Annotated in this window: 11 protein-coding genes; 7 read left to right on the top strand and 4 right to left on the bottom strand. The window is 71.2% G+C overall.

Annotated features, from left to right (window positions below; translation table 11 throughout):
• Positions 1 to 766 precede the first annotated feature (766 nt).
• Complete coding sequence (locus AB0472_RS23550) at positions 767 to 1,558, bottom strand: rhomboid-like protein (protein ID WP_366358614.1); 792 nt, start codon at positions 1,556 to 1,558, stop codon at positions 767 to 769.
• Positions 1,559 to 1,812: 254 nt separating this feature from the next.
• Between AB0472_RS23550 and AB0472_RS23555 the strand changes: the two genes are divergently transcribed.
• The 5 genes from AB0472_RS23555 (at position 1,813) to AB0472_RS23575 (ending at position 8,943) form a co-directional block, all read left to right on the top strand.
• Positions 1,813 to 2,502 (top strand): spermidine synthase, encoded by a 690-nt coding sequence (locus tag AB0472_RS23555; protein ID WP_366358615.1) that lies wholly within the window; start codon positions 1,813 to 1,815, stop codon positions 2,500 to 2,502.
• 110 nt (positions 2,503 to 2,612) lie between these two features.
• Positions 2,613 to 3,353: a response regulator transcription factor gene (locus AB0472_RS23560; RefSeq protein WP_366358617.1), complete on the top strand. Its 741-nt coding sequence runs from the start codon at positions 2,613 to 2,615 to the stop codon at positions 3,351 to 3,353.
• Positions 3,350 to 4,486: a HAMP domain-containing sensor histidine kinase gene (locus tag AB0472_RS23565; RefSeq protein ID WP_366358619.1), complete on the top strand. Its 1,137-nt coding sequence runs from the start codon at positions 3,350 to 3,352 to the stop codon at positions 4,484 to 4,486. Before AB0472_RS23560 ends, AB0472_RS23565 begins: the two co-directional genes overlap by 4 nt.
• A gap of 327 nt (positions 4,487 to 4,813) precedes the next feature.
• Positions 4,814 to 8,641 carry a multifunctional oxoglutarate decarboxylase/oxoglutarate dehydrogenase thiamine pyrophosphate-binding subunit/dihydrolipoyllysine-residue succinyltransferase subunit gene (locus tag AB0472_RS23570; protein ID WP_366358621.1) on the top strand — a complete coding sequence of 1,276 codons (3,828 nt, stop codon included), beginning with the start codon at positions 4,814 to 4,816 and terminating at the stop codon, positions 8,639 to 8,641.
• A 122-nt stretch (positions 8,642 to 8,763) separates the two neighbouring features.
• Positions 8,764 to 8,943, top strand: a complete 180-nt coding sequence (locus AB0472_RS23575) for a DUF6104 family protein (RefSeq protein ID WP_023586593.1) — start codon at positions 8,764 to 8,766, stop codon at positions 8,941 to 8,943.
• Positions 8,944 to 9,057: 114 nt separating this feature from the next.
• Here AB0472_RS23575 and AB0472_RS23580 read toward each other — a convergent pair whose 3' ends face one another.
• Positions 9,058 to 9,291, bottom strand: coding sequence for a hypothetical protein (locus AB0472_RS23580; RefSeq protein ID WP_366358622.1), 234 nt, complete (start codon positions 9,289 to 9,291; stop codon positions 9,058 to 9,060).
• 214 nt (positions 9,292 to 9,505) lie between these two features.
• Between AB0472_RS23580 and AB0472_RS23585 the strand changes: the two genes are divergently transcribed.
• Both AB0472_RS23585 and AB0472_RS23590 read left to right on the top strand, forming a co-directional pair.
• The gene (locus AB0472_RS23585) at positions 9,506 to 10,432 is read left to right on the top strand and encodes a DUF4097 family beta strand repeat-containing protein (protein WP_366358624.1); all 927 of its coding nucleotides are present in this window, start codon (positions 9,506 to 9,508) and stop codon (positions 10,430 to 10,432) included.
• Position 10,433: 1 nt separating this feature from the next.
• Positions 10,434 to 11,555, top strand: coding sequence for a PadR family transcriptional regulator (locus AB0472_RS23590; RefSeq protein WP_366358625.1), 1,122 nt, complete (start codon positions 10,434 to 10,436; stop codon positions 11,553 to 11,555).
• A 22-nt stretch (positions 11,556 to 11,577) separates the two neighbouring features.
• On the opposite strand, the gene AB0472_RS23595 is transcribed toward AB0472_RS23590, so the two are convergent.
• Complete coding sequence (locus AB0472_RS23595; protein WP_366358626.1) at positions 11,578 to 12,543, bottom strand: zinc-binding dehydrogenase; 966 nt, start codon at positions 12,541 to 12,543, stop codon at positions 11,578 to 11,580.
• Positions 12,544 to 12,851: 308 nt separating this feature from the next.
• Positions 12,852 to 14,084 (bottom strand): NADP-dependent malic enzyme, encoded by a 1,233-nt coding sequence (locus AB0472_RS23600; RefSeq protein WP_366358628.1) that lies wholly within the window; start codon positions 14,082 to 14,084, stop codon positions 12,852 to 12,854.
• Positions 14,085 to 14,441 lie beyond the last annotated feature (357 nt).

Genomic DNA, 14,441 nt, shown 5'->3' on the forward strand with positions numbered 1-14,441 from the left:
CCCGCACCCGGCGACCAACCGCCCGCCGCCACAACGGCCCACCACCCGGTCCGGCCGGCACCGTCACACCACCGCAACACAACTCACAGGAACCGAGCCGAAACCGACGGTGGACGCACAGCGAACGGCGCCACACCGCGCGGCTCGGGGGACACATGGGGAAGAAACGGCCGACGCCCAGGCGGCCGGCGCGGCGCGCCGTGCCGTGCCGTGCCGTGCCGTGCCGTGCTCACCGGCGCAGCCGTCGTCGCGGCCGGCGCGGCCGTATCGTTGGCCCTGCGCGCCGTAGGCGCCGAACGCACCGCCCCCTCTCGCTGTCCTGGCCCGCGCGGGGGCTGGGCGGGGGCACGGTGCCGTCGACGACCGGCTCACCGGCCATGTCGACATCGCGCCGACCCCCCTGGACGCGGCCGGCGTCACCCCGGACACCCCGCACGACGGCCACTCGCTCCTCGACACCCGCAACGACCGCGACCGGCTCCTCGCCGAGTGGGGTGGAACCGGCAGGACCAGCAGCCGATCCACACCTGGGCCACCCACATCGGCAGGTCCACGCAGTACACCGAGTACCACCGCACCCGCCCCGACCGGCAGGGCCGGGCCACGCAGGGCGACGGTGCGGTCCTCTTCCGCGAGTTCCACGACCTGGCCGCCGCCCCGTACCAGCTCACCAACCTCCCGCACGGCGCCCCGGCCGCACGGGAAGCGGCCCTCGGGATACCCGGTTCGGCGAAGCGGCTGGCGGCGGCGCGGCGCGCCCGAGGGCTCAGGCGGCGACAGGGACGGCGTCGGCCGGGCCCCGCTCCCGCTCCCGCCGCCAGCGCCGTACCACCGGCCAGAGCCCGGTGCCGATGGCCAGCGAGATCAGGTGGCCCCAGTTGGTCATCGGGTCCTGGAAGGCGATGAGATCGGTGACGAGGCTGTAGCCGACCAGGGCGAGCAGCGGCCAGCGCACCCAGGGGGCGAGGAGGCCGGAGAGCGCACCGATGCTGGCGGCCACGCCGAAGCTGATGCCGTAGTCGAGGCGGTGCAGCGAGGTGCCGGGAAGGTGGCCGGCCAGGACCGCGAGGCCGACCGGGACCTCGGTCGCGAGGGTGGCGAGGACATGGCCCGCCAGGAAGACGAGGATCGCGCGGGCACCTCCTATCCGCCGCTCCAGCGCGGTCAGGACGAGCACGAAGGCCAGCGCGTACGGTGACAGCACCCCGCCCGCGATCCACAGCGCGCTGGCCAGCAGGACGAACACCGGGGTGCGCAGCAGGTGGGCGACGTCGGTGCTGGAGTCCTGGTAGACCGCGTACAGCAGCCCGGGACTGGCCCAGCTCGCGAAGAGCGAAGTGAGGGCCAGGACCGCCGTGTAGGTGAAGGTGACGGGGGTGCCGGTGGGGGTGGGCAGGAGCCGCCAGGGGCGCGGGAGGAGGGTGCCGCGCGCGGGCCGCGGGGCGGGCGCCGCGACCGGGCCGCGCTGGCGGGGCACGCCGTCGAGGAGGGCGGCGACATCCCCGGCAGGAAGGGGCTCGGGCGTGGGCGTCGATGCGGCCCTCGCGGTCCGTTCCACGGTGAGGCGCTCCTTCCGTTTCACCCCACCTTTCGCCGTCCCACGAACCGCTGTCTATGACCGAGGCCACCCGCGGCACGATTCAAAGGATTTTCTGAAGAACCAAGAGGGGTCAGGAGGAACCATACGAGCCGCTTCCCGCCGCCCACGGGCGCGAAGCGCCGGGCAGCCCCTCTAACGGGTGACACCCGGGCGACTGCCCGACACCCGTAATTCGGGTGGCCGCAAAGCCCTGTTGGGGCAGGATGGCCGCCATGACGACCTCGGCCTCCCTGCCCGACAGCCCCCCGGTGGTCCTGGACCGGCGCGACGGACCGTACGGCGAGGTGGTACTGCGCAGACACGGCGGACTCCTGCAGATCATCGCCAACGGCTGCTTCCTGATGGACACCTCGGACGGGCGCTCGGAACGGTTGCTGGTGGACGCCGCGCTCCGGGCGCTGGACGGGCGGCGCGAGCCGGCGGTGCTGATCGGCGGGCTGGGCGTCGGGTTCTCGCTCGCCCGTGCCGCGCAGGAACCCCGCTGGGGGCGGATCACGGTCGTGGAGCGGGAGGCGGCGGTCGTCGGCTGGCACCGGGACGGCCCGCTCGCCGCGGTCTCCGCCCGCGCGTTCGCCGATCCGCGCACGGTGATCGTCGAGAGCGATCTCGTCACTTACGTCAATGAGACATCGGACACGTTCGACGCCCTGTGCCTGGACATCGACAACGGCCCCGGCTGGACCGTCGACGAGGGCAACGGAGGGCTCTACTCACCGGCCGGACTCGCAAGCTGCGCAAGGGTGTTGAGGCCCGGCGGGGTACTCGCCGTATGGTCGGCACAGCCCTCAGCGGAATTCGAGGGAACCTTGTGGAATGCCGGTTTCCAACGGGTGCGTACCGAAGAGATCCCCGTTGCCCGGGGCGTTCCGGACGTCGTCCACCTTGCCGTCCGCCCTGGATAGCGGGTGCGCCTCCTGTCCCCGTAATGTGCATCCCTGACGCGGATCATTCAAGCGTCAATCGCAGTCATGGGATCACCCCACTGGTTCCGGAAAGCACACAGGGGCGGGCGATGGAGCAGACACACACCTCCCACAACGGCGCGGCGACAGCCACTCAGGGCGCCCAGCGCCGGGTTCTGGTCGTCGAGGACGACCCCACGATCGTCGACGCCATCGCGGCCCGCCTGCGCGCCGAGGGATTCCTCGTGCAAACGGCGGGCGACGGCCCGGCGGCCGTCGACACCGCCGAGGCCTGGCAGCCCGACCTGCTGATCCTCGACATCATGCTGCCCGGCTTCGACGGTCTGGAGGTCTGCCGGCGCGTGCAGGCCGCCCGGCCGGTGCCGGTGCTCATGCTCACCGCGCGGGACGACGAGACGGACATGCTGGTCGGCCTCGGGGTCGGCGCCGACGACTACATGACCAAGCCGTTCTCCATGCGAGAGCTGGCGGCACGCGTGCACGTGCTGCTGCGGCGGGTGGAACGGGCGGCCATCGCGGCCTCCACGCCCCGCTCCGGCATCCTGCGCCTGGGCGAGCTGGAGATCGACCACGCGCAGCGCCGGGTCCGGGTGCGCAGCGAGGACGTGCACCTCACCCCCACCGAGTTCGACCTCCTGGTGTGTCTGGCGAACACCCCGCGCGCGGTGCTCTCCCGTGAGCAGCTGCTCGCCGAGGTGTGGGACTGGGCGGACGCCTCCGGCACCCGCACGGTCGACAGCCACATCAAGGCGCTGCGCCGGAAGATCGGCGCCGAGCGGATCCGCACCGTGCACGGTGTGGGCTACGCGCTGGAGACACCGACGCCATGAGCGCCGGGCCGGCCGGACCAAGAGGCCCCGGGGGTCCCGGGGGGCCGGGGGGCTCCGGGGAGGAGCCCTGGGGCGGTGTACGTCCGTTCTCGATCAAGACCAAGCTGGGCGCGCTGGTCGTCGTCTCGGTCCTGATCACCACCGGCCTGTCGATCGTGGCGGTGCACACCAAGACGGAGCTGCGCTTCATCACGGTCTTCTCGATGATCGCCACACTGCTGATAACGCAGTTCGTGGCGCATTCGCTCACCGCACCGCTGGACGACATGAACGCGGTGGCCCGGTCGATATCGCAGGGCGACTACACGCGCCGGGTGCGCGAGAACCGCCGGGACGAGCTGGGCGACCTGGCCGAGACGATCAACGTCATGGCCGACGAGCTGGAGGCCCAGGACCGGCAGCGCAAAGAGCTGGTCGCGAACGTCTCGCACGAGCTGCGCACGCCCATCGCGGGGCTGCGGGCCGTCCTGGAGAACGTGGTCGACGGGATCGCCGAGCCGGACACCGAGACGATGCGCACGGCCCTGAAGCAGACCGAGCGCCTCGGCCGGCTCGTGGAGACCCTCCTCGACCTGTCCCGGCTCGACAACGGCGTGGTCCCCCTGCGCCAGCGCCGCTTCGAGGTGTGGCCGTACCTCTCGGGCGTGCTCAAGGAGGCCAACATGGTCGCCGGGGCACGCGGGAGCATGACCTCGGGCTCGGGGAACCACACGCGGACGGACGTCCATCTGCACCTCGACGTCTCGCCGCCCGAGCTGACCGCGCACGCCGACCCGGAGCGCATCCACCAGGTCGTGGCCAACCTCATCGACAACGCGGTCAAGCACAGCCCCGCGCACGGCCGGGTGACCGTGAGGGCGCGGCGCGGGCCGCAGCCGGAGTCGCTGGAGCTGGAGGTCCTGGACGAGGGTCCCGGCATTCCGCGCTCGGAGTGGCACCGCGTCTTCGAGCGCTTCAACCGCGGCTCGGTACGGCGGCCGCACGGACCGGGCAGCGACGGCGGCACCGGGCTGGGCCTGGCGATCGCCCGGTGGGCGGTGGATCTGCACGGCGGCCGGATCGGCGTGGCCGAATCCGACCGGGGCTGCAGGATTATCGTCACTCTCCCGGGGCTTTCATCCGTCTCAAGTTGACGTAAAGTTCGATCCGGAGCCTCAAGATCCATCTGTGCTCGGCACGGCCGTCCGCGCAGTCGGACACGTGTGATCAGGTGCGGCCCCCGTGCACGTCACGCGGGGGGTTCGGCGTGAGGTGATCGCAGGCCTGGCGAAGCCATGCCTGGTTCAGTCCTTCTGCAGCGCAACCACGCTTGTTTCCCGCCACATCAAGCCCTGAAACACAGTTTTCGATGTGACTTACGCGACGATGAACCTGCCCGACCTGACCTTCGCGGTCTTGGAGGCGTAGCCTTTATTCCCGCTGTCCATAACCTTGTGAAGCGGAAGAGGGCGGTTGCCGCCGTGTCGCCACAGTCCCCCAGTAACTCGAGCATCTCGACCGACGCAGACCAAGCGGGCAAGAATCCCGCAGCCGCGTTCGGACCGAACGAATGGCTCGTCGACGAGATCTATCAGCAGTACCTCCAGGACCCGAATTCGGTAGACCGAGCCTGGTGGGACTTCTTCGCCGACTACAAGCCGGGAGCGCCCGCCGCCTCGGCTCCGGCGGGTACCGCGGCCGCGGGGGCCGCGGGCACCACGTCCACGACACCCGCGCCGGCCCAGCCGGCGGCTCCGGCGCCCGCCGCGCCCGCTCCCGCCGCCCAGGCGCCCGCCGCGCCGGCCCCGGCCGCGCCCGCCGCCCCGAAGGCCGCAGCGCCCGCCCCGGCGCCCGCGAAGCCCGCCGCCGCACCGGCTCCCGCCCCGGCTCCGGCCGCCGCGAAGCCGGCCGCCGCCGCCAAGGCCGCCGCGCCCGCCGCCGAGGGTCCCGAGCTGGTCACGCTGCGCGGTCCCGCCGCGGCCGTCGCGAAGAACATGAACGCCTCGCTGGAGCTGCCGACGGCCACCTCGGTCCGCGCGGTCCCGGTGAAGCTGCTGTTCGACAACCGGATCGTCATCAACAACCACCTGAAGCGCGCCCGGGGCGGGAAGATCTCCTTCACGCACCTGATCGGCTTCGCGATGGTCCAGGCCATCAAGGCCATGCCGTCGATGAACTGGGCGTTCGGCGAGAAGGACGGCAAGCCGACCCTGGTCAAGCCGGCCCACGTCAACCTGGGCCTGGCCATCGACCTGGTGAAGCCCAACGGCGACCGCCAGCTGGTCGTCGCGGCCATCAAGAAGGCCGAGACGCTGAACTTCTTCGAGTTCTGGCAGGCCTACGAGGACATCGTCCGTCGCGCCCGCGACAACAAGCTGACGATGGACGACTTCACCGGTGTCACGGTCTCCCTGACCAACCCCGGCGGCCTCGGCACCGTCCACTCGGTCCCGCGCCTGATGCCCGGCCAGTCGGTCATCATGGGCGTCGGCTCCATGGACTACCCGGCGGAGTTCCAGGGCACCAGCCAGGACACCCTGAACAAGCTCGGCATCTCGAAGGTCATGACGCTCACGTCGACCTACGACCACCGGGTCATCCAGGGCGCCGCCTCCGGCGAGTTCCTGCGCTCCGTCGCGAACCTCCTGCTCGGCGAGAACGGCTTCTACGACGACATCTTCGAGGCCCTGCGCATCCCCTACGAGCCGGTCCGCTGGCTCCGGGACATCGACGCCAGCCACGACGACGACGTCACCAAGGCCGCCCGGGTCTTCGAGCTGATCCACTCCTACCGGGTCCGCGGCCACGTCATGGCCGACACCGACCCGCTGGAGTACAAGCAGCGCAAGCACCCCGACCTGGACATCACCGAGCACGGCCTCACCCTGTGGGACCTGGAGCGCGACTTCGCGGTCGGCGGCTTCGCCGGCAAGGCGATGATGAAGCTGCGCGACATCCTCGGCGTGCTGCGCGACTCGTACTGCCGCACCACCGGCATCGAGTTCATGCACATCCAGGACCCCAAGCAGCGCAAGTGGATCCAGGACCGCGTGGAGCGCCCGCACTCCAAGATGGAGCGCGAGGAGCAGCTGCGGATCCTGCGCCGGCTGAACGCGGCCGAGGCCTTCGAGACCTTCCTGCAGACGAAGTACGTCGGCCAGAAGCGCTTCTCCCTGGAGGGCGGCGAGTCGGTCATCCCGCTGCTCGACGCCGTCCTGGACTCGGCCGCCGAGTCCCGCCTGGACGAGGTCGTCATCGGCATGGCCCACCGCGGCCGCCTGAACGTCCTCGCCAACATCGTCGGCAAGTCGTACGCGCAGATCTTCCGCGAGTTCGAGGGCAACCTCGACCCGAAGTCGATGCACGGCTCCGGCGACGTGAAGTACCACCTGGGCGCCGAGGGCACCTTCACCGGCCTGGACGGCGAGCAGATCAAGGTCTCACTGGCCGCCAACCCGTCCCACCTGGAGACGGTCGACCCGATCATCGAGGGCATCAGCCGCGCCAAGCAGGACATCATCAACAAGGGCGGCACGGACTTCACGGTCCTGCCGGTCGCGCTGCACGGCGACGCGGCCTTCGCGGGCCAGGGCGTGGTGGCCGAGACCCTGAACATGTCGCAGCTGCGCGGCTACCGCACCGGCGGCACGGTCCACATCGTCATCAACAACCAGGTCGGCTTCACCGCCGCCCCGGAGTCCTCGCGCTCCTCGATGTACGCGACGGACGTGGCCCGCATGATCGAGGCCCCGATCTTCCACGTGAACGGCGACGACCCGGAGGCGGTCGTGCGCGTCGCGCGCCTGGCCTTCGAGTTCCGCCAGGCGTTCAACAAGGACGTGGTGATCGACCTCATCTGCTACCGCCGCCGCGGTCACAACGAGTCGGACAACCCGGCCTTCACCCAGCCGCTGATGTACGACCTGATCGACAAGAAGCGCTCGGTGCGCAAGCTCTACACCGAGTCCCTGATCGGTCGCGGCGACATCACCCTGGAAGAGGCCGAGCAGGCGCTGCAGGACTACCAGGGCCAGCTGGAGAAGGTCTTCACGGAGGTCCGCGAGGCCACCGCGCAGCCCGCCGCCGCGCCCGCCCACGAGCCGCAGGACGGCTTCCCGGTGGCGGTCCCGACGGCCATCTCCACGGAGGCCGTCAAGCGCATCGCCGAGTCCCAGGTCAACATCCCGGACTACTTCACCGTCCACCCGCGTCTGCTGCCCCAGCTGCAGCGCCGGGCGGCGATGATCGAGGACGGCACGATCGACTGGGGCATGGGCGAGACCCTCGCCATCGGCTCGCTGCTGATGGAGGGCACCCCGGTGCGGCTGTCCGGCCAGGACTCCCAGCGCGGCACCTTCGGCCAGCGCCACGCGGTCCTCATCGACCGGGAGACGGGCGCGGACTACACCCCGCTCCTCTACCTGTCCGAGGACCAGGCCCGCTACAACGTCTACAACTCGCTGCTCTCCGAGTACGCGGTGATGGGCTTCGAGTACGGCTACTCGCTGGCCCGTCCGGACGCGCTGGTCATGTGGGAGGCGCAGTTCGGTGACTTCACCAACGGCGCCCAGTCGGTCATCGACGAGTACATCTCGGCGGCCGAGCAGAAGTGGGGCCAGACCTCCGGCGTCACGCTCCTGCTCCCGCACGGCTACGAGGGCCAGGGCCCGGACCACTCCTCGGCCCGCATCGAGCGCTTCCTCCAGCTCTGCGCGCAGAACAACATGACGGTCGCGATGCCGACCCTCCCGTCGAACTACTTCCACCTCCTGCGGTGGCAGGTGCACAACCCGCACCACAAGCCGCTGGTCGTCTTCACGCCGAAGTCGATGCTGCGCCTCAAGGCGGCGGCCTCGAAGGCGGAGGAGTTCACGAGCGGGCAGTTCCGTCCCGTCATCGGCGACGCCTCGGTCGACCCGGCCGCGGTCCGCAAGGTCGTCTTCTGCACCGGCAAGGTCTACTACGACCTGGAGGCCGAGCGGCAGAAGCGCGGCGTCACGGACACCGCGATCATCCGGCTGGAGCGCCTGTACCCGCTGCCGGGTGCCGAGCTCCAGGCCGAGGTCAACAAGTACCCGAACGCCGAGAAGTACCTGTGGACGCAGGAGGAGCCGGCGAACCAGGGTGCCTGGCCGTTCATCGCGCTCAACCTGATCGACCACCTGGACCTGGCGGTCGGCGCGGACGTCCCGGCGGGCGAGCGGCTGCGCCGCATCTCGCGTCCGCACTCCTCGTCCCCGGCGGTGGGTTCGGCCAAGCGCCACCAGGCCGAGCAGGAGCAGCTGGTGCGTGAGGTCTTCGAGGCGTAGGCCTCACCAGGACGCCGAAGGGCCCGGTTCCCGCCTCGGGGGCCGGGCCCTTCGGCGTCCGCCTAGGCTGGTAGACGCCCACCACCGGGCATCCACACAGGCAGGCAGCAGGAGAGCAACCCATGTACTTCACCGACCGGGGCATCGAGGAACTGGAGAAGCGGCGCGGAGAGGAAGAGGTCACCTTCGAGTGGCTCGCGGAACAGCTCCGCACCTTCGTCGACCTGAACCCCGACTTCGAGGTCCCGGTGGAACGCCTGGCCACCTGGCTGGCCCGACTGGACGACGAGGACGAGGAGTAGGCGCCCCCCGGAGGCGGCCCTGGCGGGCGCCCCGTCAGGGGCGCGGGGAACTGCGCGACCGACCCCCACCGGGCCCGCAGCCGAAGTCCGGTCCTGAGGCTCCTACGGAACCACTCAGTCCCGCGGGAACACCGTCTCGTACGACAGCTCCAGCGCCCCGTGCGCCATCAGCACCGCCCCCACGGCCGCCCATGCCACGCTGCGCCGCCGCATCCCCCACGCGGCGGCCGGCAGCCCCACCGCCACCTCGGCCAGGGCCAGCCGGTGGGCCCTCGGCATGCCCTCCCCGCCCTGCCCGCCCTGCGCCCCCGGCGGCCGGGAGACGGCTCTGGATTCATCCGTAGACATGGAGTCACGGTAAGCAATTCGTCCGCTTACCGCCCGATATACGGCCCACTCGCCCCGCACCGAGGGTCAACACCGCACCCAACCGGCCACACTCACGGGTGTCTTGACTTCCGACGTCCGCGATATATCGTGTTTCATGGAAGACGCGATATGGCGCGAGCCGTGCAATCGCGTTCGCGTCCAGCCGTCGCGTCCGGCCGAGGAGGTCCGCACCATGCCCAAGTCCGAGTGGTCCGTCGCCGAGCCCGAGAAGCTCGACTTCGACACCCCCGTCACCGACCTGCACGTCCGCATCGTCAACGGAACAGTCAACGTCGTGGGCACCGACGAGGGTTCCACCCGCCTGCAGATCTCCCAGATCGAGGGCCCGCCCCTGATCGTCACGCGCGAGGGCGGCACCCTCACGGTGGCCTACGAGGACCTGCCCTGGAAGGGCTTCCTCAAGTGGCTCGACCGCAAGGGCTGGCGGCGCAGCGCGGTGGTCTCCCTCGCCGTCCCGGCGGACACCCGCGTGGAGGTGGGCGTGGTGGGCGCGGCGGCCGTCGTCTCCGGGATCACCGGCACCTCGGTGGTCAAGGGCGTCACCGGCGACACCACCCTGGTCGGCCTCTCCGGCGAGGTCCGCGCGGACACGGTCTCGGGGAACCTGGAGGCCCAGGCCGTCACCGGCAACCTGCGGTTCAACTCCGTCTCCGGCGACCTGACCGTCGTCGAGGGCTCGGGCCCCGCCGTGCGCGCCGATTCGGTCAGCGGCTCCATGATCATCGACCTGGACCCGGACGGCCCGACCGACGTCCGGCTGACCAGCGTCTCCGGCGAGATCGCCATCCGGCTGCCGCACCCGGCCGATGCCGAGGTCGAGGCCAACACCGCGAGCGGCACGATCTCCAACGCCTTCGAAGGACTGCGCGTGCACGGACAGTGGGGCGCTCACAAGATCACCGGCCGCCTCGGCGCCGGCACCGGCAAGCTCCGCGCCACCACCGTCTCCGGCTCCATCGCCCTGCTGCGCCGCCCGCCCGCCCAGGACGACGACGAGCGGGCGGCCTGGGCGGCCGAGCCACCCGCGAGCCCGGCAGAACCGGCCGCCGCCCCGGTCGACGGCCCGACCGACGGCCCGACCGACAAGAAGGTGCTCTGACATGCCTCCCGTCTTCGCGCACGGCCGTCTCCGCCTCTACCTCCTCAAGCTGCTGGACGAGGCCCCACGCCACGGCTACGAGGTGATCCGGCTGCTGGAAGAGCGCTTCCAGGGCCTCTACGCCCCGTCGGCGGGCACCGTCTACCCCCGCCTCGCCAAGCTGGAGGCCGAGGGGCTGGTCACGCACACCACCGAGGGCGGCCGCAAGGTCTACGCCATCACGGACGCCGGCCGCGCCGAACTGGCCGACCGCAGCGGTGAGCTGGCCGACCTGGAGCTGGAGATCCGCGAGTCGGTGGCCGAACTGGCCGCCGAGATAAGGGCCGACGTGCGCGGAGCCGCCGGCGACCTGCGCCGCGAGGTGCGCGAGGCCGCCTCCGAGGCCCGGCACGGCGCCGGCAAGGGGTCGGGGGAATACGGCGACGTCGGCGACAAGGAGTCGTGGCGGGCCGCCAAGGAGGAGATGCGCCGGGTCAAGCAGGAGTGGAAGGAGCAGGCCCGCCGCGCCAAGGACGAGAGCCGCCGCGCCCGCGACGAGGCCCAGCGGGCCCGTCGGCAGGCCCAGGAGGCCCAGGCGCACGCGCGGGCCCAGGCACAGGAGGAGATGCAGCGCATCGCCCGCCGGGTGCAGGAGCACGTCCAGGACCACTTCGCGCGCGGCGACTGGCCGACCGGCGTCCGCGAGGGCCTCACCGAACTCGCCAAGGAGTTCGGCGACTTCGGAAAGGACTACGGCAAGGAGTTCGGAAAGGAGTTCGGAAAGAGCTTCGGCGGCCGCACCGCCCCGGATCCCGGCACCGGCACCGGCACCGGCACCGGCACCGGACCGAACCTGCACAAGCCGGCATCGTCATCGGCACCTTCATCCACGGCGGACCCGGAGTATTCACAGACCCCGGAGGACTTCCCGGCGCAGTTCGTGCCCGCGTGGGCGCACGACGACGACACCGGCACCGGCGACGCCGCCCGCGACCTCGACCGGCTCCTGGACCGTTTCCGCGACGACATCCGCGACGCGGCCCGCGACCACGGCGTCACCGCGGACCAGCTCCGCGAGGCCCGCCGCCACCTCTCGACGGCGGCGGCCCGCATAGGAGCGCTGCTGCACACCCGGAAACCCTGAGGCCCGGCCGTCCCTCACCCGGTCAGGAGTTGGTCAGCACGATCTTCCCGAACTGGTCGCCCGACTCCAGCCGTTCGAAACCCTCGCGAGCACGGTCGAGCGGGAGCAGCTCGTCGACGACGGGACGGACCCCGGTGGCGGCGCAGAAGGCGAGCAGGTCCTCCAGTTCGTCCTTGGTGCCCATGGTCGAGCCCACGACCTTCAGCTCCAGGAAGAAGATGCGGGTCAGCTCGGCGTGCGAGGGACGGTCGCCGCTGGTGGCACCGGAGATGACGACGGTGCCACCGGGACGCAGTGACTTCACCGAGTGGGACCAGGTGGCGGCGCCGACGGTCTCGATGACGGCGTCCACGCGCTGCGGCAGCCGGGCCCCCGGCTCCACCGCCTCGACGGCGCCGAGTTCCAGGGCCCGCTTCCGCTTGGCCTCGTCGCGACTGGTGGCGAAGACCCGCAGTCCGGCGGCCTTGCCGAGCACGATCGCCGCCGTGGCGACACCGCCGCCCGCGCCCTGTACGAGGACCGAGTCGCCGGGCCGTACGCCCGCGTTGGTGAAGAGCATCCGGTAGGCCGTCAGCCAGGCGGTCGGCAGGCAGGCGGCCTCGGCGAACGAGAGTTCCCTGGGCTTGGGCAGGATGTTCCAGGTGGGTACGGCGACCTGCTCGGCGAAGGTGCCCTGGTAACGCTCGGTGAGGATGGACCGGGGCTCGTGGGGCCCGACCCCGTGGCCGCTCTGCCCGATCACGGAGTGCAGGACGACCTCGTTGCCGTCCTCGTCGACGCCGGCGGCGTCGCAGCCGAGGATCATCGGCAGCCGGTCCTCGGGGAGGCCGACACCGCGCAGGGACCAGAGATCGTGATGGTTGAGGGAGGCGGCCCGAACGTCGACGGTGCTCCAGCCGGGCCGGGCCACAGGGGCGGGGCGCTCCCCCAACTCAAGGCCGGAGAGCGGCTGGTCGCGGTCGATTCGGGCGGCGTAGACGGCGAACATAGGGCCGACGATAGGTTCCCGGCGCGGCTCGCGAAACCGGGGGCCGTTGTGACACATCCCCTCTTGCGCCCACCGCCCCGCATTTGACGACCCGCACAAGCGCCCCGAGCTTGGCGCCCCGCAAGGGGCGCGGGGAACTGCGCGACCAGCCCCCACCCACCGGCACCCGACGACGGCGCGCGCCACCCCGGCACGGCGGGGGCCCGGGGGCGGCAGCCCCCAGCACAACGGTCACCTCGTAAGCACCCGATCGGGTGGATGGGTGGGGAAAAAGTGGCCCCGCCCCAACAGGGCGAGGCCACTCGGGGTCACCGCCGGGCAACCCCCTCGGCCCGCGCAGCCGCGGCCACCGCAGCAGTCACCGCAGGCGCAACCCGCTCGTCGAAGGGGGACGGAATGACATAGTCGGCGGCGAGATCGTCGCCGACGACCGCCGCCAGCGCCTCCGCCGCCGCGATCTTCATCCCCTCGGTGATCCGGGAGGCCCGCACCTGCAGCGCGCCCGCGAAGATGCCGGGGAACGCCAGCACGTTGTTGATCTGGTTCGGGAAGTCCGACCGCCCGGTCGCCACGACCGCCGCGTACTTGTGGGCGACGTCGGGGTGCACCTCGGGGTTCGGGTTGGCCATGGCGAACACGAACGCGCCCTCGGCCATCGAGGCGACGGCCTCCTCCGGGACCGTGCCGCCGGAGACGCCGATGAAGACGTCGGCGCCGGCCAGCGCGTCCTCCAGGGTGCCCTTGAGCCCGGCCTTGTTGGTGAAGCCGGCGACCTGGCGCTTGACGGCGGTGAGGTCGTCGCGGTCGGCCGAGACGATGCCCTTGCGGTCGGCGAGGGCGACGTCCCCGATGCCGGCCTCGACCAGCATCTTCGCGATGGCGACACCGGCCGCGCCGGCGCCCGAGATGACCGCCCGGAGCTGCCCGATCTCCCGTCGGCTGAGCCGCGCGGCGTTCCGCAGGGCCGCCAGGGTGACGACGGCGGTGCCGTGCTGGTCGTCGTGGAAGACCGGGATGTCGACCCGCTCCTGGAGCTTGCGCTCGATCTCGAAGCACCGCGGTGCCGAGATGTCCTCCAGGTTGATCCCGCCGAAGGACGGGGCGAGCCGGACGACGGTCTCCACGATCTCGTCGACGTCGGTGCAGGCGAGGGCGATGGGGACCGCGTCCACGCCGCCGAACTGCTTGAAGAGGATGGCCTTGCCCTCCATCACGGGGAGGGAGGCCTCGGGACCGATGTCCCCGAGGCCGAGCACGGCGGTGCCGTCGGTGACGACGGCGACGACGGACGACTTCCACGTGTAGTCGTTGACCAGCTCGGGCTGTTCCGCGATCGCGGTGCACACGCGCGCGACGCCGGGCGTGTACGCGAGGGAAAGGTCGTCCTTGTCACGGAGCGGCACGGTGGCCTGCACGGCCATCTTGCCGCCACGGTGCAGCGCGAACACCGGATCGAAGGAATCGAGGGGCTCGGCCCCGCCGTCCTGGTCCGTACTGCCCGACGCGCTGTCGCTGCGAGGATTGACGATCTCCGCTGCCACTTGTCTTACCCCTTAGGTATGCATGGTTTTGAGGGTCGGCCGCTCCCGGTGAGGGAGCGGGCGGGCACCGCGCAGAGCCCGATCACTGATACGTACGAGTGGCACGTACGAGCACCTGCGCGACGGGCGCGCCGCACACGCGCCCTGAGCCCCGGATGAGGGGTGTAAAGAACCTTCTTACCGGACGGACAGCGCTCACGACGAGTCGAATAGGCGCAAGGTCACATCACGGATGTCGTAGAGAGCCGACAGATGAGCGGCTCGGTGACCGACGGAAGATCATGGGGTGCAGCCCGAGGTGAACCGGCGATGAACCGTAGATCTTCCGGCCAGAAGGTCGGATTCCCGCAGATGTGC

The sequence above is a fragment of the Streptomyces sp. NPDC086777 genome, assembly GCF_040702065.1.
In the GTDB taxonomy this organism is placed as follows: Bacteria; Actinomycetota; Actinomycetes; order Streptomycetales; family Streptomycetaceae; genus Streptomyces.